The sequence below is a fragment of the Glycomyces sp. NPDC049804 genome (genome assembly GCF_040674615.1).
Lineage (GTDB): Bacteria > Actinomycetota > Actinomycetes > Mycobacteriales > Micromonosporaceae > Glycomyces > Glycomyces niveus.
This window is the reverse complement of sequence record NZ_JBFAMQ010000003.1, coordinates 134,772-155,382: the sequence shown is the minus strand read 5'-3', so window position 1 is coordinate 155,382 and position 20,611 is coordinate 134,772. Positions and strand designations below refer to the sequence as shown.

17 protein-coding genes are annotated in these 20,611 nt (G+C 69.9%); 7 read left to right on the top strand and 10 right to left on the bottom strand.

Annotated elements, in window-relative coordinates; genetic code table 11:
• Positions 1-60: 60 nt before the first annotated feature.
• Positions 61-774, top strand: coding sequence for an ABC transporter permease (locus AB0K52_RS05425; RefSeq protein ID WP_363526497.1), 714 nt, complete (start codon positions 61-63; stop codon positions 772-774).
• A gap of 48 nt (positions 775-822) precedes the next feature.
• Here the strand turns inward: AB0K52_RS05425 and AB0K52_RS05420 are convergent, their stop codons facing one another.
• From AB0K52_RS05420 to AB0K52_RS05405, 4 genes are all read right to left on the bottom strand, one after another.
• Complete coding sequence (locus AB0K52_RS05420) at positions 823-1,413, bottom strand: nucleotidyl transferase AbiEii/AbiGii toxin family protein (RefSeq protein ID WP_363526494.1); 591 nt, start codon at positions 1,411-1,413, stop codon at positions 823-825.
• Positions 1,414-1,439: 26 nt separating this feature from the next.
• Positions 1,440-1,964, bottom strand: coding sequence for a helix-turn-helix transcriptional regulator (locus AB0K52_RS05415; RefSeq protein ID WP_363526492.1), 525 nt, complete (start codon positions 1,962-1,964; stop codon positions 1,440-1,442).
• Positions 1,965-2,057: 93 nt separating this feature from the next.
• The gene (locus AB0K52_RS05410) at positions 2,058-3,125 is read right to left on the bottom strand and encodes an aspartate-semialdehyde dehydrogenase (protein WP_363526489.1); all 1,068 of its coding nucleotides are present in this window, start codon (positions 3,123-3,125) and stop codon (positions 2,058-2,060) included.
• A 2-nt stretch (positions 3,126-3,127) separates the two neighbouring features.
• Positions 3,128-4,393 carry an aspartate kinase gene (locus AB0K52_RS05405; protein WP_208498841.1) on the bottom strand — a complete coding sequence of 422 codons (1,266 nt, stop codon included), beginning with the start codon at positions 4,391-4,393 and terminating at the stop codon, positions 3,128-3,130.
• A gap of 128 nt (positions 4,394-4,521) precedes the next feature.
• Here AB0K52_RS05405 and AB0K52_RS05400 point away from each other — a divergent pair, with 128 nt between their 5' ends.
• From AB0K52_RS05400 to leuA, 3 genes are all read left to right on the top strand, one after another.
• Positions 4,522-5,289: a hypothetical protein gene (locus tag AB0K52_RS05400; RefSeq protein ID WP_363526486.1), complete on the top strand. Its 768-nt coding sequence runs from the start codon at positions 4,522-4,524 to the stop codon at positions 5,287-5,289.
• Between the two features lie 171 nt (positions 5,290-5,460).
• Positions 5,461-6,039, top strand: coding sequence for a nitroreductase family protein (locus tag AB0K52_RS05395; protein ID WP_363526483.1), 579 nt, complete (start codon positions 5,461-5,463; stop codon positions 6,037-6,039).
• A 254-nt stretch (positions 6,040-6,293) separates the two neighbouring features.
• Positions 6,294-8,015, top strand: a complete 1,722-nt coding sequence (gene leuA, locus AB0K52_RS05390; RefSeq protein ID WP_363526480.1) for a 2-isopropylmalate synthase — start codon at positions 6,294-6,296, stop codon at positions 8,013-8,015.
• 70 nt (positions 8,016-8,085) lie between these two features.
• On the opposite strand, the gene AB0K52_RS05385 is transcribed toward leuA, so the two are convergent.
• From AB0K52_RS05385 to AB0K52_RS05360, 6 genes are all read right to left on the bottom strand, one after another.
• Positions 8,086-9,252 carry a hypothetical protein gene (locus AB0K52_RS05385; protein ID WP_363526477.1) on the bottom strand — a complete coding sequence of 389 codons (1,167 nt, stop codon included), beginning with the start codon at positions 9,250-9,252 and terminating at the stop codon, positions 8,086-8,088.
• Between the two features lie 63 nt (positions 9,253-9,315).
• Positions 9,316-9,510 carry a hypothetical protein gene (locus tag AB0K52_RS05380; RefSeq protein ID WP_363526475.1) on the bottom strand — a complete coding sequence of 65 codons (195 nt, stop codon included), beginning with the start codon at positions 9,508-9,510 and terminating at the stop codon, positions 9,316-9,318.
• The gene (locus AB0K52_RS05375; protein ID WP_363526472.1) at positions 9,471-10,097 is read right to left on the bottom strand and encodes a hypothetical protein; all 627 of its coding nucleotides are present in this window, start codon (positions 10,095-10,097) and stop codon (positions 9,471-9,473) included. The genes AB0K52_RS05380 and AB0K52_RS05375 overlap by 40 nt, the downstream gene beginning before the upstream one ends.
• 105 nt (positions 10,098-10,202) lie before the next feature.
• The gene (locus AB0K52_RS05370) at positions 10,203-11,327 is read right to left on the bottom strand and encodes a hypothetical protein (RefSeq protein ID WP_363526470.1); all 1,125 of its coding nucleotides are present in this window, start codon (positions 11,325-11,327) and stop codon (positions 10,203-10,205) included.
• 86 nt (positions 11,328-11,413) lie between these two features.
• Positions 11,414-13,207, bottom strand: a complete 1,794-nt coding sequence (locus tag AB0K52_RS05365) for an ABC transporter ATP-binding protein (protein WP_363526467.1) — start codon at positions 13,205-13,207, stop codon at positions 11,414-11,416.
• A gap of 8 nt (positions 13,208-13,215) precedes the next feature.
• Positions 13,216-15,063, bottom strand: coding sequence for an ABC transporter ATP-binding protein (locus AB0K52_RS05360; RefSeq protein WP_363526464.1), 1,848 nt, complete (start codon positions 15,061-15,063; stop codon positions 13,216-13,218).
• A 294-nt stretch (positions 15,064-15,357) separates the two neighbouring features.
• Between AB0K52_RS05360 and AB0K52_RS05355 the strand changes: the two genes are divergently transcribed.
• The 3 genes from AB0K52_RS05355 to AB0K52_RS05345 all read left to right on the top strand — a co-directional run bounded on the left by AB0K52_RS05355 (position 15,358) and on the right by AB0K52_RS05345 (position 20,435).
• The gene (locus tag AB0K52_RS05355) at positions 15,358-17,139 is read left to right on the top strand and encodes an ABC-F family ATP-binding cassette domain-containing protein (RefSeq protein WP_363526461.1); all 1,782 of its coding nucleotides are present in this window, start codon (positions 15,358-15,360) and stop codon (positions 17,137-17,139) included.
• Between the two features lie 358 nt (positions 17,140-17,497).
• A complete protein-coding gene (locus AB0K52_RS05350; protein ID WP_363526459.1) occupies positions 17,498-19,021 on the top strand; it encodes a S8 family serine peptidase in 1,524 nt (507 codons plus the stop codon).
• A 241-nt stretch (positions 19,022-19,262) separates the two neighbouring features.
• Positions 19,263-20,435, top strand: coding sequence for a S8 family peptidase (locus AB0K52_RS05345; protein ID WP_363526457.1), 1,173 nt, complete (start codon positions 19,263-19,265; stop codon positions 20,433-20,435).
• The last annotated feature ends 176 nt before the right edge of the window (positions 20,436-20,611 follow it).

Below are 20,611 nucleotides of genomic sequence, written 5' to 3'. Positions count from 1 at the left end.
CGTTACGAGTGGACGCGCCTGACGACGCTGCGGTCCACGTACTGGCTTTCGGGGATCGGCGTGCTCGCCGCGCTGGCGATTCCGGTGATCGCCGGGTTCGCGGTGTCGGACCAGCCGCTGGATCAGACGACGGCCGCGGCCGGGCTCAACGGCGGTGCGGCGTTCGGGATCCCGTTCCTGGCGGTGTTCATGGCGATCATCGGGATCTTCGCGACCGGGCACGAGTACCGGCACGGGACGATCCAGCCGACGCTGACGGCGCTGCCGCAGCGGTCGCGGCTGATCCTGGCGAAGATCCTGGTGGTATCGGGGGTGACGGTGGCGGTGACGCTGCTGTCGCTGGCGTTGAACGCGTTGACGCTGCTGATCTTCTGGGGCGACGTGCCGGGTCTGTTCGAGGACCCGCTGCGGTCGGCGCTGATCGGCTATGTGGTGTACACGCTGATCTACACGCTGACGGGTCTGGGCCTGGGCCTGCTGTTCCGGGGTGTGCCTTCGGCGCTGGTGGTGATCTTCCTGGCGCCGCTGATCATCGAGAACCTGATCTTCGGGCTGTCGTTCCTGCCCGCGGCGGACTGGCTGGTGCCGGTGGTGAGGTTCCTGCCGTTCTCGTCGGGGGCGAGGCTGATGGCGGTGGACTTGACGGCGATGTCGGCGCCGGGGATGCCGGACTTCGACTACTTCGGCCGCTGGGGCTCGGGCGCGGTGTTCGCGGTCTTCGCGGCGGTCATCGTCGCCGCGGCCTGGACCTTGTTCAAGAAGCGCGACGCTTAGGGCGATACGAAGCGACGGGCGGCCCGGGATCTTCTCCCGGGCCGCCGCTCAGCCTTCGAGCTCGGATGCCCAGTCGTGGAAGAAAGCGCGCAGCTGCACCACAATGCCCGCTGCCACGGGCAGTTCGTCGTCTTCGAGCCTGGTAAGCATTCGCATCATCGAGGCGAGGACGACCGGTTCGAATCCGGGATCGATGTCGGAGGCACGGGCGAGCAGTTCCGGCTTTCCGAAGAGTCGGGCGAGTAGGAAGACGTCGGCGAAATCGCGGGGCTCGGCCCGCCCGAACAGCGCCAGTAGCTTCTGCCCGGCCAGTTCCAGCGGATCGAGCATCGGTCCGGCGGCAGTGTTGACGGTAGGCAGTCGCGGAGGCGCGTCGATGGCGAGATCGATCACGAGTTCATCGTCCATGCCGATGAGATGCATCCGGCAGAAGGTCGGGACTTCCTGGATGACCGCGAGTTCCCAGCCGAGTTCGGCGACCGCACCTGCAAATGCCCGGGCGGCAGGTACGACTGAGGTGTGCTGCGGCGAAGCGAAGAGGTCGAGGTCATCGGTGGGCCGGTCGATGAGCTGTTGGGCAATGAGCGCTCCACCGCCGGCCAAGACGAAGCCTTGGCTTTCGGGGAGGTCGAAGGACAACCGTAGGGATGCGGATTGGAGCGGTGTCAGTCCTGCTTGGGCCATAACCCGTTTCGTCCATGGATGATCGGCGCCCAGGCTTCGCGGATCTCCCGGGGCAGGGCTAGGTCTTCCCAGAGGTCGGCGAGCAGGGTTCCATCAATGTATTCGAGGAGGTCAGCCGGAGTGCCCTCTCGCAACACGATCGCGTATACGCGCGCTCGCTGGCGCCGATCGGAGAGGTCGAACACACGGTCGCGATCGGACCAGTTCAGGTAGAGCGGCAACCGGATCTGGGCGAGGGCAGCCGCTGCCGACAGCCGGGGAAGATGATCGGGTACGTGGAAAGGCCTGCCGCGCGCAGTGGTGTGCAGCTCGAACCGGATCCGCGGCTCGATCGTGAGTTCGAACCCAGCGGCTTCGAGGATTCGCTGGGCGGTCGCCATCGTAGGTGACCTCTGCCCGTGCTCATACGCCGACAAAGCCGGCCGGGAAGTCTTGGCGAGTTGCGCCAGTTCGGCCTGTTTGAGATTCGCGGTCTTCCTGGCCCGCCGAATGAGGTCATCAGCCATCACGCCTCCTTCAGGTATCGGATCAGGTACCTCCATCGCGAAAAACGGGCGGTCCGCAGTGCATGCACTGCGGACCGCCCGTCGCTTCGTCTGCTAGCGCTGCGCTTCGAGTTCGCGGCGGACGAGGTCCGCGGTCTCGATCGAGTTGAGTGCGGCGCCCTTCATGAGGTTGTCGGCGACGACGAAGAACTCGAGGGAGTTCGGGAAGTCGATCGACTGGCGCACGCGCCCGATCTGGGTGCCGCCCTTGCCCGCCGAGTCGATCGGCATGGGGAACACCATGTTGGCCGGGTCGTCGACGAGGTCGACGCCGTCGGCGGCGGCGAGCACGCGGTGGGCCTCGGCGACGGTCACTTCGCGTTCGAAGGTGGCGTGGACGACCTGCGAGTGGCCGACGGCCACGGGCACGCGCACGCAGGTCGAGGCGACCTTGAGGTCGGGCAGGCCGAGGATCTTGCGGGACTCGTTGCGGACCTTGAGCTCCTCGGAGGTCCAGCCGTCGTCCTTCCAGCCGCCGACCTTCGGCACGACGTTGAGCGCCAGGGGCGCCCCGAACGGCGTGTTGAACTCCTCGCCGAGGACCTGCCGCAGGTCGTTGCCGGCCGTGCCGAGGCCGTCGATGCCGGCGATCTTCTGCATCTGGGCGTAGAGGGCCTCGAGGCCTTCCTTGCCGGAGCCGGACGCGGCCTGGTAGGAGGCCACGGACATGGAGACGAGGCCGAACGCCTCGTTCAGGGCCGCGAGCGACGGGATGAGCGCGAGGGTGGTGCAGTTGGCGTTCGCGATGATGCCCTTGGGGCGCACGGCGGCCGCTCCCGGGTTGGCCTCGCGGACGACCAGGGGCACGTCCGGGTCCATGCGGAAGTACGCGGACTTGTCGATGACGACGACGCCCTTGGCGGCGGCGACGGGGACCCATTCGGCGCTGACCTCGTCCGGGAGGTCGAAGTGCGCGATGTCGATGCCGTCGAAGACGTCGGCGCTGATGGCCTGCACTTCGATCTGCTCATCGCCCACCGACAGGATCTTCCCGGCGGAGCGGGCGGACGCGACGAGGCGCACCTCGCCCCAGTTGCCGCGCTCTTCGGCGATGAGCCGGCGCATGATCGATCCGACCACGCCGGTCGCCCCGACGATGGCGACGTTCAGCTTGCGCGCCATGGTTACCGCCCCGTTCCCGCGTAGACGACGGCCTCTTCGGCGCCGCCGAGTTCGAACTTGTCGTGGACCGCGCGCACCGCCGCGTCGAGGTCGGTGTCGCGGCAGACCACGGAGATGCGGATCTCCGAGGTCGAGATGATCTCGATGTTGACGCCGGCGTCGGCGAGCGCCTGGCAGAAGTTCGCGGTGACGCCCGGGTGCGAGCGCATGCCGGCGCCGATGAGCGAGATCTTGCCGATGTTCTCATCGTAGATGAGCTTGGCGAAGCCGATGGCGTCCTGGTGCTTCTTGAGCTGCTCGGTCGCCTTCGGCCCGGACTCCTTGGGCAGGGTGAACGAGATGTCAGTGTGGCCGTTGCCGGCGGTCGAGACGTTCTGGACGATCATGTCGATGTCGATCTCGGCGTCGGCGATCACCTGGAAGATCGAGGCGGCGGCGCCGGGCTTGTCCGGGACGCTGGTGACGGTGATCTTGGCCTCGGAGCGGTCGTGCGCGACGCCGCTGATGAGTGCTTGCTCCACGGGCAGCTCCTCCATGTAACCCGACACCATCGTGCCGGTCTTGGTCGAGTACGACGAACGGACGTGCAGCGGCATCCCGTAGCGGCGGGCGTATTCCACGCTGCGCAGGTGCAGGATCTTGGCGCCCGAAGCCGCCATCTCCAGCATCTCCTCGAAGGTGATCGAATCGAGCTTCTGCGCGTTCGGCACGATCCGCGGGTCGGCGGTGAAGACGCCGTCGACGTCGGAGTAGATCTCGCAGACGTCGGCTTCCAGCGCTGCGGCGAGCGCGACGGCGGTCGTGTCCGAGCCGCCGCGGCCGAGCGTGGTGATGTCCTTGGTGTCCTGGCTGACGCCCTGGAACCCGGCGACGATGGTGATGAACCCCTCGTCGAGCGAGGAGCGGATGCGCCCGGGGGTGACGTCGATGATGCGGGCGACGCCGTGCGCGGCGGTGGTGATCATGCCGGCCTGGGAGCCGGTGAACGACCGGGCCTGGAAGCCGAGGTTGTTGATCGCCATCGCCAGGAGCGCCATGGAGATGCGCTCGCCGGCCGTCAGCAGCATGTCGAGTTCCCGGGGCTCCGGCACCGGCGAGACCTGGGCCGCGAGGTCCAGCAGCTCGTCGGTGGTGTCACCCATGGCGGAGACGACGACGACCACGTCGTCGCCGCGCTTTCGCGTCGCGACCACTCGTTCGGCGACGCGCTTGACGCGTTCGGCATTCTCCACCGATGAACCGCCGTACTTCTGCACGACTAGCGCCACGGATTTCACCTCACTCGCTGTGTCTCAGGTCACTCGAAGCCGTCCGGTCGGGGACGGCCACCTCACCTTAACTGCGCATACCGGTGTGTCGCCAGGTCGTTCTGGGTGGTGGGACAGAGAATCGGGCGGTGGCATGGACATGGACGGGCAAGGCAGTGGCGGCCCTCACGCTCACGGCGCTCCTGGCGGGCTGCGGCACCGCCACCGCGGTCGACGAACCCGAGCGGTCGCCCCGGCGCGCCAGCGCCCAGGCGACCCTGATCGGCCGCGTCAGCCTCGCCCTCGACGAGACCTTCACCGCCGAGTACGCATGGTCCGAGGGCGGCACCGTCACCGTGTGGGCCGCGGCCGACGGCACCTGGCGCGTGGACGTGCCCAGCTGGGCGCACGACGGCACGATCGACGTCACCGTCGCCTGGACCACCGGCGGGTTCTTCCAATGCGCGGCCGGCCGGTGCGTGCGCATCGCGGGCATCACCGGCGAGATCCCCAAGGACTACGACCCGAAGGTGCAGCTCCCGTTCGTCGAATGGCTCCCGCAGCTGCTCGACCGGCACCTGCCGTTCGTCATCACCCAGGACGGCGACTGCTTCACCCTCACCCCCAACACCATCGCCGTCGACCCGCCCATCCCGCCCGGCGAATGGTGCCTCGACGAGGCCGGCACGATCCTGTCAGTCGCGAGCGGCGGCTTCGGCACCCTCGAACTCGCCGCCCCGCCCGCCGAAGCCGTCGCCACCGTCGAGCTCCCCGGAGACCTCAGCGACGCCGAACCGCTGAGCCGCAAGGCCCCCGTCGAACCGAGCCCGAGCATCGACCCGTCCGCGACGCCCCCACCCGACCCGGCCGCCACACCGGCACCGACGCCGTCCCCCGAACCCGCTCCCGCCGAGTGAAACGAGAGTAAGGAAGGCGACACGAGCAGGCGTTCCGCTCCCGTTCCGTGGCACCATGAACGATGGCGAGCGACGACGCCGCTACCACGACGGCGCCGCCGTCACCGACAGCCGACGCGCCCGCCGGGACACCGGCCGCGCCGCGCGAGACCAGCAACCGAAGGAACGCGCATGACCGCACCGACCGACCGCCACGCCCAGACCGCGGTCCCGATCCACCCGCTGCTCGCCGCCCGCCACTCCACCCGCGCCTTCGCCCCCGGCGTCGACCTCACCGAGCAGCAGGTCGCCGCCCTCCTCGAAGCCGCCCGCTGGGCCCCAAGCGCCGGCAACACGCAGCCGTGGCGGTTCCTCCTCGCCCGCCGCGACACCGGCGAGTTCAAGCGCGTCCTCGAGACCCTCAACCCCGGCAACCGCGACTGGGCCGCCAACGCCTCCGCGCTCCTCGTGGCCGTCCGCACCGACGCCAACGCGCGCGGCCCCCTCTCGCACGCCGCCTACGACCTCGGGCAGGCCATCGCGCACCTGACGTTCCAGGCCGCCGCCGAAGGGCTCACCGTCCGCCAGATGGGCGGCTTCGACGCCGCCGCGCTGGCCGCCGAGTTCGCGCTGGAGGCGCCGCTCGTGCCGACCACGGTGGTCGCGATCGGCGAGCCGGGCGACCCGGCCGAACTGGCCGACGCCGTCGCGGGCCCCGACCGGGCCCAGCGCGCCCGCCTCGCGGTCGACGACCTGCTGATCCACCCGTAGCCGGGCCGGCGGGGGCGCCGCGGCGACGCGGCGCCGCCCGCAGCGCCCCACCAACGCGCCGTCCCAGCATGCGGGCGTCGAAGTCGACCGGAGTCGCGCCGCCGGTGTACGCTCTCGGGGTCATGCGGTACTCGATGCTCCTTAGCTGCCGCGGCGGGGCCAACTAGGTCGGCTCCTCGTCGCGGGTTTTCGCATGCCGGCTGGCTCAGGCGACTACGGCTTCAGACCACCAGCGACATTCTTCAGGAGCATCCGTGACTTCCACGTCTTCCACCGGTTCGGCCTTCGCGGACCGCGTCAAGCGCTACCAGCCCTACCACTCCCAGTTCAAGGTCGACCTGCCCGACCGCACCTGGCCGGACAAGGTCACCGAGACCGCCCCGACCTGGTGCGCGGTGGACCTGCGCGACGGCAACCAGGCGCTCATCGACCCGATGACCCCCGACCGCAAGAAGAAGATGTTCCAGCTGCTGGTCGACATGGGCTACAAGGAGATCGAGGTCGGCTTCCCCTCCGCGTCGCAGACCGACTTCGACTTCGTGCGGCAGCTGATCGAGCAGGACCTCATCCCCGACGACGTCACCATCCAGGTCCTGACCCAGTGCCGCGAGCACCTGATCGAGCGGACCTTCGAGAGCCTGCGCGGCGCCAAGCAGGCCATCGTCCACTTCTACAACTCGACCTCGACGCTGCAGCGCCGCGTCGTGTTCGGGCTGGACAAGGACGGCATCACCGACATCGCCACGCAGGGCGCGCGGCTGTGCCTGAAATACCGCGAGATCCACACCCCCGACACCGCGATCCGCTACGAGTACTCCCCCGAGTCCTACACCGGCACCGAACTGGACTACGCCGTCGAGGTCTGCGCGAAGGTCGCCGAGGTCATCCAGCCCACCCCGGACTGGCCCCTGATCGTGAACCTGCCCGCCACGGTCGAGATGGCCACCCCGAACGTGTACGCCGACTCCATCGAGTGGATGCACCGCAACCTGCCGAACCGCGAGTCCCTGATCCTGTCGGTCCACCCCCACAACGACCGCGGCACCGGCGTCGCCGCCGCCGAACTGGCCGTGCAGGCCGGCGCCGACCGCGTCGAGGGCTGCCTGTTCGGCAACGGCGAGCGCACCGGCAACGTCTGCCTGGTCACCCTGGGCCTCAACCTGTTCAGCCAGGGCGTCGACCCGGGCATCGACTTCTCCAACATCGACGAGATCAAGCGCGCCGTCGAATACTGCAACCAGCTGCCCGTGCCCGAGCGGCACCCGTACGCCGGCGACCTGGTCTACACGGCGTTCTCCGGCTCGCACCAGGACGCCATCAAGAAGGGCTTCGCCCACCTCGAGGCCGACGCCGCCGCCGCGGGCGTCCCCGTCGACGAGTTCACCTGGGGCGTACCGTACCTGCCCATCGACCCCAAGGACGTCGGCCGCACCTACGAGGCCGTCATCCGCGTCAACTCCCAGTCCGGCAAGGGCGGCGTCGCCTACGTCATGCAGAGCGAGTACGGCTTCGACCTGCCGCGCCGCATGCAGATCGAGTTCAGCGGCGCCATCCAGCGCCACACCGACGCCTCCGGCAAGGAGGTCTCGACGCAGCAGATCCACGAGATCTTCCGCCGCGAGTACCACCCCGAGTACCAGCCCACGCCGCGCCTGGTCGTCGAGGACCACACCACCGTCTACACCGGAGAGACGCTGACCCTGGACGCGCACATCGTCCTGAACGGCGTCGAGCAGAAGATCTCCGGCACCGGCAACGGCCCGCTCTCCGCCTTCACCGACGCCCTGTCCACGGTCGGCGTCGACGTCGAAGTCCTCGACTACACCGAGCACGCCCTGTCCGCCGGCCAGCACGCCCAGGCCGCGTCGTACGTGGAGTGCGCCATCGACGGCCGGACCGTCTGGGGCGCAGGCGTGCACCCCAACATCGTCCTGGCCACGATGCGCGCGGTCGCGAGCGCCTACAACCGCGCCTAGACAACCGATCCGCGTCGGGGCGGGCCGCTGCTGCGGCCCGCCCCGACCGCGTTCCACCGCCCTGCGCGGCTCAGAACGGCGCCCCGCCCCTCCCCGGCCTGAGCGAAGCCCGCACCCTGCGGTGCAGCTCGGGCCGGGCGGCGCAGCTCGACCACGGCGTCTCCAACATCAGCAGGTCGATCACCGAGTACGCCTGGTAGAGCGCCAGGGCCGTCACCGCCCAGAAATAGGGGCGGTCGAGCTCCAAGGCGATGCCCGCGGCCAGGGCGGCGATCAAGACGTTCCCGACAGCGCCGTGCACATAGACCGCGGTGGCGGTGCGATGGAACAGCGGCCTGCCGCGGAGTGCGCGCTTCGCGAGCTGCACCTGGTACGCGAGGAGTCCCGCGGCGATGAGCGGGGCGGACGAGTGCAGCCCGATCGGGGACGCGGCGAGAAGGCGGTCCTGGTGCAGGAACACCGCAGCGAAGGTGAGCATGAGCCCCGCCCAGTAGAGCGGTTCGGCGATGGCCCATCCCACCCATTCGAGCTTCGCCTTCGTCCGCAGGTCGTCCCAGAAGATCGCGTGCGCGCAGCGCCACGAGTCGAACCCGGGCTCGACCACGCGGGGACCGAATACCCACATGCGCTGTTCGTCGGTGACCGGCCACCTCGTGCCTTCTGCGGTCAGCATCCGCAGCGGCATCGGCCGCCCCGGCTCCGTCGAGCACGTGGACCGTTCGGTGAGTATCCGTCGCAGCCACCGCAGCTCGATGGCGACCATCGCCGCCGGGAACGCCAGCAGTACCAACCATTCCCGGCCGCCTGCCGACAGGCTGAGGAGGAGGATGAGCATGAGCACGGCGCAGGCGTGGACCGCCGTCGCCGAGCGCGCGGGGCGGTGCGGGAACCGCCAGAGCCGGAGGTAGGCGAGCGGTCCGGCGACCAGCGGAACGAACAGGGCTACCTCGACGCCGCCCCGGAGGATCAGCGGGTCGTCGCCCGAATCGAGGCCCGCGCGAAGCGCCATGCCGCCATCGACCAGGCATCCGATCGCCACAGCGAGGGCGGCGACACTGCAGACGAGATAAAGCGCGGTCCTGAACTTGCTGGTGAAGGAGAGCTCGCGCCACCGCAGGCGATGCCGGCAGACGATGCTCCTCGCCTGGTGCGATTCCTCCGCAAGGACGCGGGAACCACCGGACTCGACGGTCATGGGCGGGTCGATTCGCGGCGAATCAGGCGTTTCATATTCCATTTAGGGGCTTTCAATGGTATCGAGGGCGAGGTCGAAGCCTTGATCGGCTGCGCCACGCGAATTCTAGGGACGAGTAGCAGAGCCGTCAATCGTGCGGACGGCACCCACCTCGGCCACGACCGCGAGGTCCACGACCACGGCGAGGTGAACGGTGCCCTCGATCTCGGCGAAGGCCACCGAGCCGGCTTGCAGCCCTATGGTGGTGACGACCCTGCGCGTCAGCCCTTCAGCATCGCCGCGATCGTCGGCGGCAGCCACGGGTGGCCCACGCAGGTCGCACCCGAATACAGCACCGAACGGAACCACCAGAGCACGATCATCTCCGCGACCGGCGGCACCACGAACACCACCAGCCACGGCCACGCGCCCTCCAAGACCATGTACCCCACGAACACCAGCACCAGCGGCGGCGTGAACGTGTTGAGCGCGCAGACCAGGAGGCCGGGCCGGTGCAGCCGACGCCAGACCCGATGGCACACCACCACACCGGAAAGCAGCAGCGCACCGATGGCCGAGAGGGCCACGCCGAACAGGAATCCGGGCAGGTCCTCCTGGAGATAGCCCAGCAGGGTCAGCGCGATCCCGAACGGCAGACCGGCCAGAGCCATCACCGCCGCCGCCCACACCAGCAACACCACGAGCACGAACCCGATCCGGTTGGCGGCCTGCAGATCCCACCAGTTAACCCGGTGTGGGCACCGGAGCGCAGGGGCGGGCGCGATCAGGGCGGTGTCGCGAACACGCGCCCGGTCCTCCAGCCCCTCGCCGACACCGGGCTCGAAGGGCGCAGGTTCCACGTAGATGACCGGGTCAGGGCGCGCTGCAGCATCAGGGTCGTGATCCATTGAGGGCTTTCGAAGACAGAGGAGGAAACCGGGCGAAGGTGCTCACATCCTAACGCCGGGCGACCTTCTGCACGGTCGATCCGCCGGTCGGTCACCGACCACGGCTCAGGCCTTGAGCATCCGCTGGACCACCGGCGGCGGTTCGCTCAAGGAAGCGCACTCGGACCGAGGCGGCAGATGCCTCATCGCAAACGCCGCGCTGTACGCCCAGTACGCCGTCAGCGCGATCACCGCAAGCGAGACAGGCATGCCGAGTTCGAGCCACAAGCCCGCGGCCACGGTCGAGCCGTAGCCCGCGAACGCGCCGACGCAGACGGCCCGCGAGGCCCGGTGATACCGCTTGGCACGGGCAAGGATCTCCCCGAAAGAGAACAGGTTGCCCAGCGGCACGAGGAGGGCGATCACCACCGCGGCGAACCCACTCCCACCGACCGCGAGCGAAGCGGCAACGAGCACCTCCGCCCACAGGATGAACACCATCGCGACATATCCGGTGAGGAGCAGGGAGTTCACCACGGCGGCGACCCGGTACCGGACGCGAAGCTCGCCGAACCCGAACCGGTGCGGGCAGTCCGCCACACGGAACCGCGGCACGCGCTCATCCCGCAGCAAGGCGAGCACCGCAGGCGCAAGACCCGGATGGGTCCGGCAGGAGCCACGCGGATACAGCGACCGCCGGAACGCCACGAGCTGCCAGAGGATCCAGGCGTACGGCACCGCGACCAAGGCCAAGAACCCCTGCCCGCTCTCGGCGAGCACCATGAACAGCGCCAAGCTCACGGCCAAGAGCACGAAACCAGCCGCGGCCAGCCCGATCACCGGGTCCGAAGGACGATGCAACCGCCGCCACACCACCGCCAACGCCACCGCGCCGACCGCTTGCAGCACCAAGCCGCACACCAGTGTCAACCCGGCAGCGACCAGCAGTCCGACCTCCCCCTGGACACCCGCGCCGATGCAGATGAGCCCGAAGAACAGGCCGATGGCGGTCACCGCCCCGCCCGACCAGAGCGCCACGGCGGAAAGCGCCCGTTTGGCGCGCCCCTTCGCGTTCAGGTCGGCGAACCGCACCCGGTGGAGACACCGGTGCCGTTCCGTCCCGGTGGGAGCCAGTGCGGCCCAGCCCGACGCTGCGACGACCGGCGCAGCCTCGACGGTGACTTGAGGATCGGCCCGAGGGGCATCGGGCACGGCATCCGGGAGGGGAGGTTCAGGGGTTTCGTATGCCATTGTGGGACTTTCGATCGGGCAAAGGGCGAGGTCACCGCCTTGGGAGACGGCGACCTCGCGAATTCTAGGGAACGCGCCCTCCCCGGTCAGCGGTAGGCGGCGCTCTGCAGCGAGTACAGCTCGGCGTAGGCGCCGCGCTTCGCCATCAGCTCGTCGTGGGTGCCCGACTCGGCGACGCGGCCCTCCTCCAGGACGATGATGAGGCCGGCCATCGACACCGTCGAAAAGCGATGGGAGACAAGGACGGTCACGGTGCCGCGCTGGCGGCCCGCGTGGACCTCCTCGGCGAAGCGCTCGAAGAGGGCGTGCTCGGTCTGGGGGTCGAGGGCGGCGGTGGGCTCGTCGAAGAGGACGAGGAGCGGGTCGGTGCGCATGCGGCCGCGCCCGATCGCGAGCTTCTGCCATTGCCCGCCGGAGAGGTCGGTGCCGTCGTCCCAGCGCGCGCCGAGCCGGGTGCCGAGGCCGCCGGGGAGGTCGTCGAGGACGTCCTCGGCTCCGGCACGGGTCATGGCGGCGCGCACGGAAGCGTCGTCGAAGCCCCCTTCGAGGTCGCCGATGCCGACGGTCTCGCGGGCGGTGAATTCGAAGCGGGTGAAGTCCTGGAAGGTCGCGCCGATGCGTTCGCGCCAGGCGTCGACGGCGAAATCGGTCAGATCGTGGTCGTCCACTTTGATGCGACCGGCGGTCGGCTGGTAGAAACCGGACAGAAGTTTGACGAGCGTGGTCTTGCCCGCGCCGTTCTCGCCGACGAGAGCGACGACCTTGCCGGCCGGGAGGTGGAGGCTCACGTCGTCGAGGGAGGTCCGGTTCGACTCGGGGTAGGCGAAGGTGACGCCTTCGAGGGTGACGCCGGCGGTGAGGCGGGCGGGGACCTCGGCCGGTTCCGTCGGGCCGCTGGTCTTCGCGGCGTACTCGCGGAGCCAGGCGACGCGTTCGCCGAGTTTGGCGAGGCGCGCGAGGAACATCGACTGGAACGCGACGTTCGCGGCCGCCCCGGCGACCATGCCGATGAGACCGACCAGCAGCACGACGTCGCCGGCGGTGGCCTGGCCGCGGATCGCGAGGTAGAGGACGATGCCGATGCCGGCGGCCATGCCGGCCGCGGAGAGGACGCCTTCGCCGGTGGCGAGGCGCGCGCCCTGCCACTGGCCCCGGTTGCGTTCGGCCACGACGGCGGCGCCGGTCTCGTGGTGGCGATCGGCGACGGCCGCGGCGGCGCCGAAGATGCGCAGCTCCTTGCCGGACTCGGCGAGGGTCGCGACCTCGAAGAGGTGGCGGCGCTTGCGTTCGGGCTCGCTCGTGGCGGCGTAGACCTTGTCCTCGATCATCCCGGCCTTGTGCGAGATCGCCATCGCCACCAGCGCGAAGAGCGGGAAGACGAGCAGCAGCGGGTGGACCCGGAACAGCAGCGCGCCGCCGACGAGAATCGTGATCACCGCGCGGATCCATTGCGCCAGTTGGTTGACGCCGCCCGAGAGGAGCCACCGGTCCTCGCGGATGTGCTGCACCTCGTCGAGGTAGTCGGGCCGCTCGTGGTGGTCGAGGCCGGGCGGGGTGCCCATGAGCACCATGAGTTCGCGGTCGGCGGCGCGGTTGGTGTGGTCGAGGACGACGAAGACGAACTTGACGTAGACGAAGACGACCGTCCAGACCAGGGCGATGCCCGCCGCGAGCCCCGCCGCGGCGAGCCAGGCCTCCTGCTCGCGGCCGTGCTGGACGGCGTCGATGACGACCTTGGAGAGGTAGACCAGGAGCGGCATGAGCGCGGCCTGGAGCATGCCGAGGCCGATGAGGGCGTTGACGGCGCGCGGGTGGGAGCGCCAGCCCACGGCCAGGCCGCTGCTGAGGCCGCGCAGGCGTGTCGCGATCGTGTCCTTCATGGCGTCTCCTAGACGTGGGGGGTGCGGGCGAGGCGGTTGGCTTGGAGGGTGAAGGCTTCGGCGTAGCGCCCGCCGAGGGCCATCAGCTCGTCGTGGGAGCCGTCTTCGACGACGCGGCCGCCGTCGAGGACGACGATGCGGTCGGCGCGGCGCACCGTGGAGAAGCGGTGCGAGATGACGATGGTCGTGAGTCCGGCGGTGATGTCGAGGAACTGCTCGTAGAGCTCGGCTTCGGCGCGCACGTCGAGGGCGGCGGCGGGCTCGTCGAGGATGAGGATCCTCGCGCCGGCCTGGACGGCGAAGAGCGCGCGGGCCAGGGCGATCCGCTGCCACTGGCCGCCGGAGAGGTCGGTGCCGCCCTCGTACTCGCTCGACAGGACCGTGTCCAGTCCATTGGGGAGCGAGTCGATAAGAGCGCGGATACCCATGGGCTCGCAGGCCTTCCAGATCCGGTCGGTGTCGCCCGCGAGGTGCGGTGCCCCGAGGGCGATGTTGTCGCGCACCGTCAGCTGGTAGCGGGTGAAGTCCTGGAAGAGGGCCGAGAGGCGGGTGCGCCAGGCCGCCGGGTCGACCCCGGCGAGGTCGGTGCCGTCTACGGTGATGCGCCCGCCGGTGGGCTCGTAGAGGCCCGACAGGAGCTTGACGAGGCTGGTCTTGCCCGCGCCGTTGTGGCCCACGACCGCAAGGGACGTGCCGGCCTCGATCTCGAGGTCGAGCCCTTCGATGACGGGCCGCGAGGCGCCGGGGTAGGCGAAGGCGACCTGCTCGAACCGCACCGACCGGGCCGGGGCCTCGGCCGGGAGCTCGGCGGTGACGGGGCGTTCGTCGGCGGCGAGCTCGGATTCGAGGGCGAGGACCTTCGGCACCGGGAGCGAGCCGAGCGCGAGGAACGCGGCCACGTCGTCGAACGCGGTGAACTTGAACATGCTGGTCATCGCCATCAGGTAGACCGAGAGCGCGGCGAACCCGACGGCCCCGGAGAGCCCGGCCTGCACGAGGAGCAGCCCGGTGGCGGCGGTGAGCGCGCCGAGGGCGCCGATGACGCCGACGGCAGTTCGGACCCGCATGCGCTGGAACCGGTTCGAGTGGTCCATGCGGTCGGCCCACTGGCGGTCGTAGCGGTCGAGGAGCCAGCCCATGAGGCCCCACACGCGGATCTCCTTGGCGGGCCGGGCGTCCATGGCGAGGTCGCGCACGTACTCGCTCTCGCGCATCTCGGTGGAGCGCATGTACGCGGTCAGGCCGACGCGCGTGTACTCGCGCTGCATGGCGAGGAAGATCGCGGGCCAGGCGACGAGCCAGGCGAGGCCGATCCAGATGTTGAAGGCGCACAGGACGATCGAGGCGCCGGCGGCGGCGAGGAACTCGGGCGCGATGGCGGCGAGGCCCCGGACGGCGCGCTCGGGGCGGATGAAGTCGGCGCCGAGCTGGCGGGCGATGCGCAGGAGCGCGAGCACGTCGTCGTCCTCGAGGTGCGCGATCCCGGCGGGGCGGGCGACGGCGGCGACGAGCCGATCCTGGAGGAGCAGTTCGAGTTCCCGGCCGAGGTTGATCGCGTTGGCGCGGTGGACGTTGTCGACGATCCGGCCGAGCAGCAGCGCGGTGACGCCGGCGGCGAGCAGGAGGTAGGCGTCGCGGGCCTCGGGGGAGCCGGGCCCGGCCTCGGCGGCGGCCGGGACGGCGCCGATGAGGAGGCCGGTGGCGACCGTCATCGCGAGCGGCAGCGCCGCCACGAGCACGGTGGTGGCGATGAAGAGGGCGGTGCGCGGGCGGCTGATCTGCGGCAGGAGCCGGGCGACAGCGAGCACGGCCCGCCCGGCCTCGAACCGCCGGGCGGTGGCATTCGGGGGTGTCATATGAATCCATTCATGACGTCATGATGACTGTTTCACGACACCATAGCGGATGCAGAAAGCGCTCGCAATCCCCGGACCGCAGTTCGGGACGGTTGCAGCGCATGGCGAAGGAGGCCGGAGCCTCCGGTGCAGCAAGGGCGGCCGAGGAGGCCGGCATCGTTCTGCTTCGATCGATCCGCGCTCGGACGCGCCGCCGCTGGCGACCGGAGAGTCCCCCCCCCGCCCCGGCCGCGCGTCACTGGCGCGACCCGGGTCGCCTTCACCGCTCCGATACCGCAGGTAGTCTTGTTCCTCGTGTCAGCGCCCAATCTCGTCAACCTCGAAACCGTCTCCAAGGCCTACCCCGACCAGGTGGTCCTCGACGCGGTCTCCCTCGGCATCGCCGCAGGTCAGCGCGTCGGCGTCGTCGGCCGCAACGGCGACGGGAAGTCGACGCTGCTCAAACTCATCGCCCGCACGGACGAACCGGACTCGGGCCGGGTCGTGCACACCGGCGGCACCCGCATCGCCGTGCTCGGCCAGACCGACGGCCTCCGCGACGACGCCACCGCCCGCGACGAGCTCTTCGGCAATGCCGACGCCCACGAATGGGCCTCCGACCCGCGCGTCCGCGAGATCCTCACCGGCCTCTTCGGCGGCCTCGACGCGCCCGTCCTCCCCGAAGGCCTCGACTCCCGCATCGGCGTGCTCTCCGGCGGCGAGCGCCGCCGCGTCGACCTCGCCCGCGTCCTCTCCGCCGACGCCGACCTGCTCCTCCTCGACGAGCCCACCAACCACCTCGACATCGAGGGCATCGCCTGGCTCGCCGCCTACCTCAACGCCACGCGCGCGGCGATCATCACCGTCACCCACGACCGCTGGTTCCTCGACGAGATCTGCGACCGCATCTGGGACGTCCAGCGCGGCAACGTGTTCGAGTACGACGGCGGCTACTCCGCCTACGTCCTCGCCCGCGCCGAACGCGAGCGCCAGGCGAACGTCGCCGAGGAGAAGCGCCAGAACCTCATGCGCAAGGAGCTCGCGTGGCTCCGCCGGGGCGCCAAGGCGCGCACCGGGAAGGCGAAGTTCCGCGTCGACGCCGCGAACGAGCTCATCGCGAACGAGCCGCCGCCGCGCGACACCGCCGAACTGGTGAGCTTCGCGACCGGGCGCCTGGGCAAGACCGTGTTCGAGGCGGAGAACGTCACCGTCAAGGCCGGCGACCAGGTGCTCCTCGAAGGCCTCGACTGGATCCTGGGCCCGGGCAAGCGGATCGGCCTCCTCGGCGTCAACGGCGCGGGCAAGACCTCGCTGCTGCGCACCCTCGCGAACGCCCTGGAGGACGAGCAGCCCGCGGCGGGCCGGGTCAAGGTCGGCCGCACTGTGAAGCTCGCGTGGCTCACCCAGCACATGGAGGACCTCGACGGCTCCTGGCGGGTGCTCGAGGCGATCGAGAACGTGGCCAAGCGGGTCCAGTTGGGCAAGAAGGAGATGTCGGCCGGGCAGCTCGGCGAGCGCCTGGGCTTCGTGGGCGGGCGCCAGCGCACCTTCGTGCGCGACCTCTCGGGCGGGCAGCGCCGCCGCCTGCAGCTCGCGCGGCTGCTCATGGCCGAGCCGAACGTGCTGTTCCTCGACGAGCCCACGAACGACCTCGACATCGAGACGCTGACGCAGCTGGAGGACCTGCTCGACGACTGGGCGGGGACGATGGTCGTGGTCAGCCACGACCGGTACTTCACCGAGCGGGTCGCCGACGAGCAGTGGGCGCTGCTGGGCGACCGCAAGCTGCGGCACCTGCCGCGCGGGATCGAGGAGTACCTGGAGCGCCGGGCGGACAAGTCCGCTGCGCCGCAGGCGAAGCGCTCCACCGCCGCTGCGCCGAGGTCGTCGGCGGCGGACGACCGGGCGACGCAGAAGGAGCTGTCGAAGCTCGAGCGGCGCCTGGCGAAGGTCGAGGAGAAGATCGCGGGGCTGTACGCCGACATGGCCGAGCACGCGACGGACCCGGCGAAGCTGGGCGAACTGCAGGACCAGGTCACGGCTTTCGAAACCGAGCGCGACGAGATCGAGGAGCGCTGGATGGAGCTCGCGGAGTAGGGCGAACGCCCTGCGCCGCTTGCGAACCGGCCGCGCCACCGGTGGGCGCGGCCGCGGTCGATCACGTCGCAGTCTCTGCAACGGAGTAATAACGGAGCCGAATATTCTAGCGGGTCCGAACGCTCCCATACCGGTTGGTAACCGAGTCTTCATTCACTGATTTATGGGGCTCTTCCAGGGTCTTCACAATTCAATGTGATTTCCCTAACCTCGGTTTGAAAGCCCGAAAGGACCGGTTCCACCGAACCGCGCCCTACGGGCGGTGCGCCCCCATCGATCCCTTGCGCACCAACCCGTCTGAACCGAGAGGGAGTACCCCCCTATGACCGTCTCGCACACCTTTGTTCGAAGCAGAACCATGCGCCGCATCGCGGTCGCGTCCCTGGCGGGCGCCGCGGCGCTCGGCTCGGTCACCTTCGGCGGCCTTGCCGCGCAGGCCGAACCGGCCGGGCAGATCTTCGGCGCCGACGCGCCGACCGCCATCGACGGCGAGTACATCGTCGTCCTCGAGGACGGCACGTCCGTCTCCACCGCCGTCAAGAGCATCGAGGGCGAGGAGGTCGTCGAGACCTTCGACGAGGTCGACGCGTTCCTCATGGAGGCCAGCGAATCCGAGGCGAAGGAACTCGCCGCCGCGGACGGCGTGGCCTTCGTCGAGCAGAACGCCGTCGTCTCCATCGACGCCGTGCAGTCCCCGGCCACGTGGGGCCTCGACCGCATCGACCAGGCGAACCTGCCGCTGAGCAACAGCTACGAGTACCTCGGCACCGGTTCGGGCGTGCACGCGTACATCGTGGACACCGGCATCAACGCCTCCCACACGGAGTTCACCGGGCGGGTGGGCAACGGCTACGACTTCATCGACAACGACTCGACCCCGCAGGACGGCAACGGGCACGGCACCCACGTCGCGGGCACCGTCGGCGGCACCACGTACGGCGTCGCGAAGAACGTGACCCTGCACGGGGTCCGCGTGCTCAACAACTCCGGCTCGGGCACCACCGCCGGCGTCGTCAACGGCATCAACTGGGTCGCCGCGAACGCGATCAAGCCCGCCGTGGCGAACATGAGCCTCGGCGGCGGCTACTCCGCGTCGCTGAACTCAGCGGTCGAGTCCGCGGTGAGCGCCGGCGTGACCTTCGCGGTCGCGGCGGGCAACGAGAACCAGAACGCCTGCAACGTCTCGCCCGCCTCCGCGCCGTCCGCGATCACGGTGGCCGCCAGCAGCAGCACGGACGCCCGCGCCTCCTTCTCCAACTTCGGATCCTGTGTGGACGTGTTCGCGCCCGGGGTGAGCATCACCTCGGCGTGGCACACCTCCAACACCGCCACCAACACCATCTCGGGCACCTCGATGGCCTCCCCGCACGTCGCGGGCGCCGTCGCGGTCTACCTGGGGCTCAACCCGTCCGCCACCACGGGCGCGGTGGCGTCCTGGGTGACCGGCAACGCCACCACCGGCAAGATCACCGATCTGCAGGGCAGCCCGAACCGGCTGCTCTACACCGGGACCGGCGGCGGCACCGACCCCGACCCGAGCGACTGCACGGCCACCAAGTCGACCGCCACCGCGCTCCCCGACCGGGCCACCGTCAACTCGACCCTGGCGCTCACCTGCGACGGCAACGCCCGCAGCACCAGCACCGTGGCCGTCAACATCACCCACACGTGGCGCGGGGACCTCGCGATCTACCTGATCGCCCCCGACGGCACGAGCTACACGCTCAAGACCTCCTCGAGCGGCGACTCGGCGGACAACGTCATCGCCACTTACCCGGTCAACCTCTCCAGCGAGACCGCCACGGGCACTTGGACACTGCGCATCGTGGACGCGTACTCCGGGGACTCGGGGACGCTGAACTCCTGGACCCTCGAGCTGTGACTCCCCCGCACAACTGAATAGCGGGCGACCGCGGGCGGGCCCTCCCCGTCGACCGCGCCGCACCGGCAGCGACCTGGAGCCGTCGCCCGCCGCATGCGCCGCGCCAGGTCCCGCACCGCGGCCCCGCACCCCCCTGTAGAACGTCGGCGCGAGCCGATCCGATCCCCCGTCCGTTTTCGATTTCCACACCACCCCATCCCGTCCGGGCCCTGGACCGGCCCGGACCACCCGAAGGGACCCCATGTCCATGCAGCACAAGCAGCGATCCGCGGCGGCCGTCATCGGCGTCGCCGCCTTCACCGCACTCGCGTTCACCGCCACCGCCGCCGAGGCGAAACCGGCGGTCGGCGCCATCGTCGGCGAGGACGCCGCGGGCGCCATCGCGGGCGAGTACATCGTCGTGCTCGAGGAAGGCACGTCCGTCTCCACCGCCGTGAAGAGCATCGAGGGCGAGGAGGTCGTCGAGACCTTCGACCAGATCGACGGCTTCCTCATGGAGGCCAGCGAAGCCGAGGCCAAGGAACTCGCCGCGGAGGACGGCGTCGCGTTCGTCGAGCAGAACGCCGTCGTCTCCCTCAGCGCCACCCAGTCGAACGCGACCTGGGGCCTCGACCGCATCGACCAGCGCAACCGCCCGCTCTCGGGCACCTACACATACAACTACACCGGCGCGGGCGTGCACGCCTACATCATCGACACCGGCATCAACGCCACCCACACCGAGTTCACCGGGCGCGTGGGCAACGGCTACGACTTCGTCTCCAACGACTCCACGCCGCAGGACGGCAACGGCCACGGCACCCACGTCGCCGGCACCATCGGCGGCACCGTCTACGGCGTCGCCAAGGGCGTCACGCTCCACGGCGTGCGCGTGCTGAACAACGCCGGCTCGGGCACCACCGCGGGCGTCGTCAACGGCATCAACTGGGTCGCGGCCAACGCGATCAAGCCCGCCGTGGCGAACATGAGCCTCGGCGGCGGCTACTCCTCGGCGATCAACAACGCCGTGGCGGCCGCGGTCTCCTCCGGCGTCACCTTCGCCGTGGCGGCGGGCAACGAGAACCAGAACGCCTGCAACGTCTCCCCGGCCTCCACGCCGTCGGCGATCACCGTGGGCGCGACGACCTCGAGCGACGCGCGCGCCAGCTACTCCAACTACGGCTCCTGCCTCGACGTGTTCGCGCCGGGCTCGAGCATCACCTCGGCGTGGCGCACCAGCAACACGTCGACCAACACCATCTCGGGCACCTCGATGGCCACCCCGCACGTCGCGGGCGCCGTCGCGCTCTACCTGCAGGCCAACCCGGGCGCGTCGACCTCCGCGGTCGCGAGCTGGGTGACCGGCAACGCCACCACCGGTCTGGTGACCGGCGCGGGCAGCGGCAGCCCGAACCGGCTGCTCTACAGCCTGTAGACCGCCGATACCCGCGAGGCCTTGCGCTCAGTGAGCACAAGGCCTCGTTCTGTTTATCCCTTTTGGACCAAACGCTGGATTTGCTCATTCACTGATCTCTTGATGTGATTCGGGGGGTTTACACAGTTTGTTCTAGCCCTTAGGCTCACTGCCAGGGCCTGACGGCCCGTCGCAGA

Bases quoted from the DNA above. Each gene is read 5' to 3' on its own strand.
- AB0K52_RS05415 (WP_363526492.1), bottom strand. From the start codon at position 1,964: ATGGCTGATGACCTCATTCGGCGGGCCAGGAAGACCGCGAATCTCAAA.
- AB0K52_RS05410 (WP_363526489.1), bottom strand. From the start codon at position 3,125: ATGGCGCGCAAGCTGAACGTCGCCATCGTCGGGGCGACCGGCGTGGTC.
- AB0K52_RS05395 (WP_363526483.1), top strand. From the start codon at position 5,461: ATGACCGCACCGACCGACCGCCACGCCCAGACCGCGGTCCCGATCCAC.
- AB0K52_RS05385 (WP_363526477.1), bottom strand. From the start codon at position 9,252: ATGGAATATGAAACGCCTGATTCGCCGCGAATCGACCCGCCCATGACC.
- AB0K52_RS05375 (WP_363526472.1), bottom strand. From the start codon at position 10,097: ATGGATCACGACCCTGATGCTGCAGCGCGCCCTGACCCGGTCATCTAC.
- AB0K52_RS05370 (WP_363526470.1), bottom strand. From the start codon at position 11,327: ATGGCATACGAAACCCCTGAACCTCCCCTCCCGGATGCCGTGCCCGAT.
- AB0K52_RS05365 (WP_363526467.1), bottom strand. From the start codon at position 13,207: ATGAAGGACACGATCGCGACACGCCTGCGCGGCCTCAGCAGCGGCCTG.
- AB0K52_RS05360 (WP_363526464.1), bottom strand. From the start codon at position 15,063: ATGACACCCCCGAATGCCACCGCCCGGCGGTTCGAGGCCGGGCGGGCC.
- AB0K52_RS05350 (WP_363526459.1), top strand. From the start codon at position 17,498: ATGCGCCGCATCGCGGTCGCGTCCCTGGCGGGCGCCGCGGCGCTCGGC.
- AB0K52_RS05345 (WP_363526457.1), top strand. From the start codon at position 19,263: ATGTCCATGCAGCACAAGCAGCGATCCGCGGCGGCCGTCATCGGCGTC.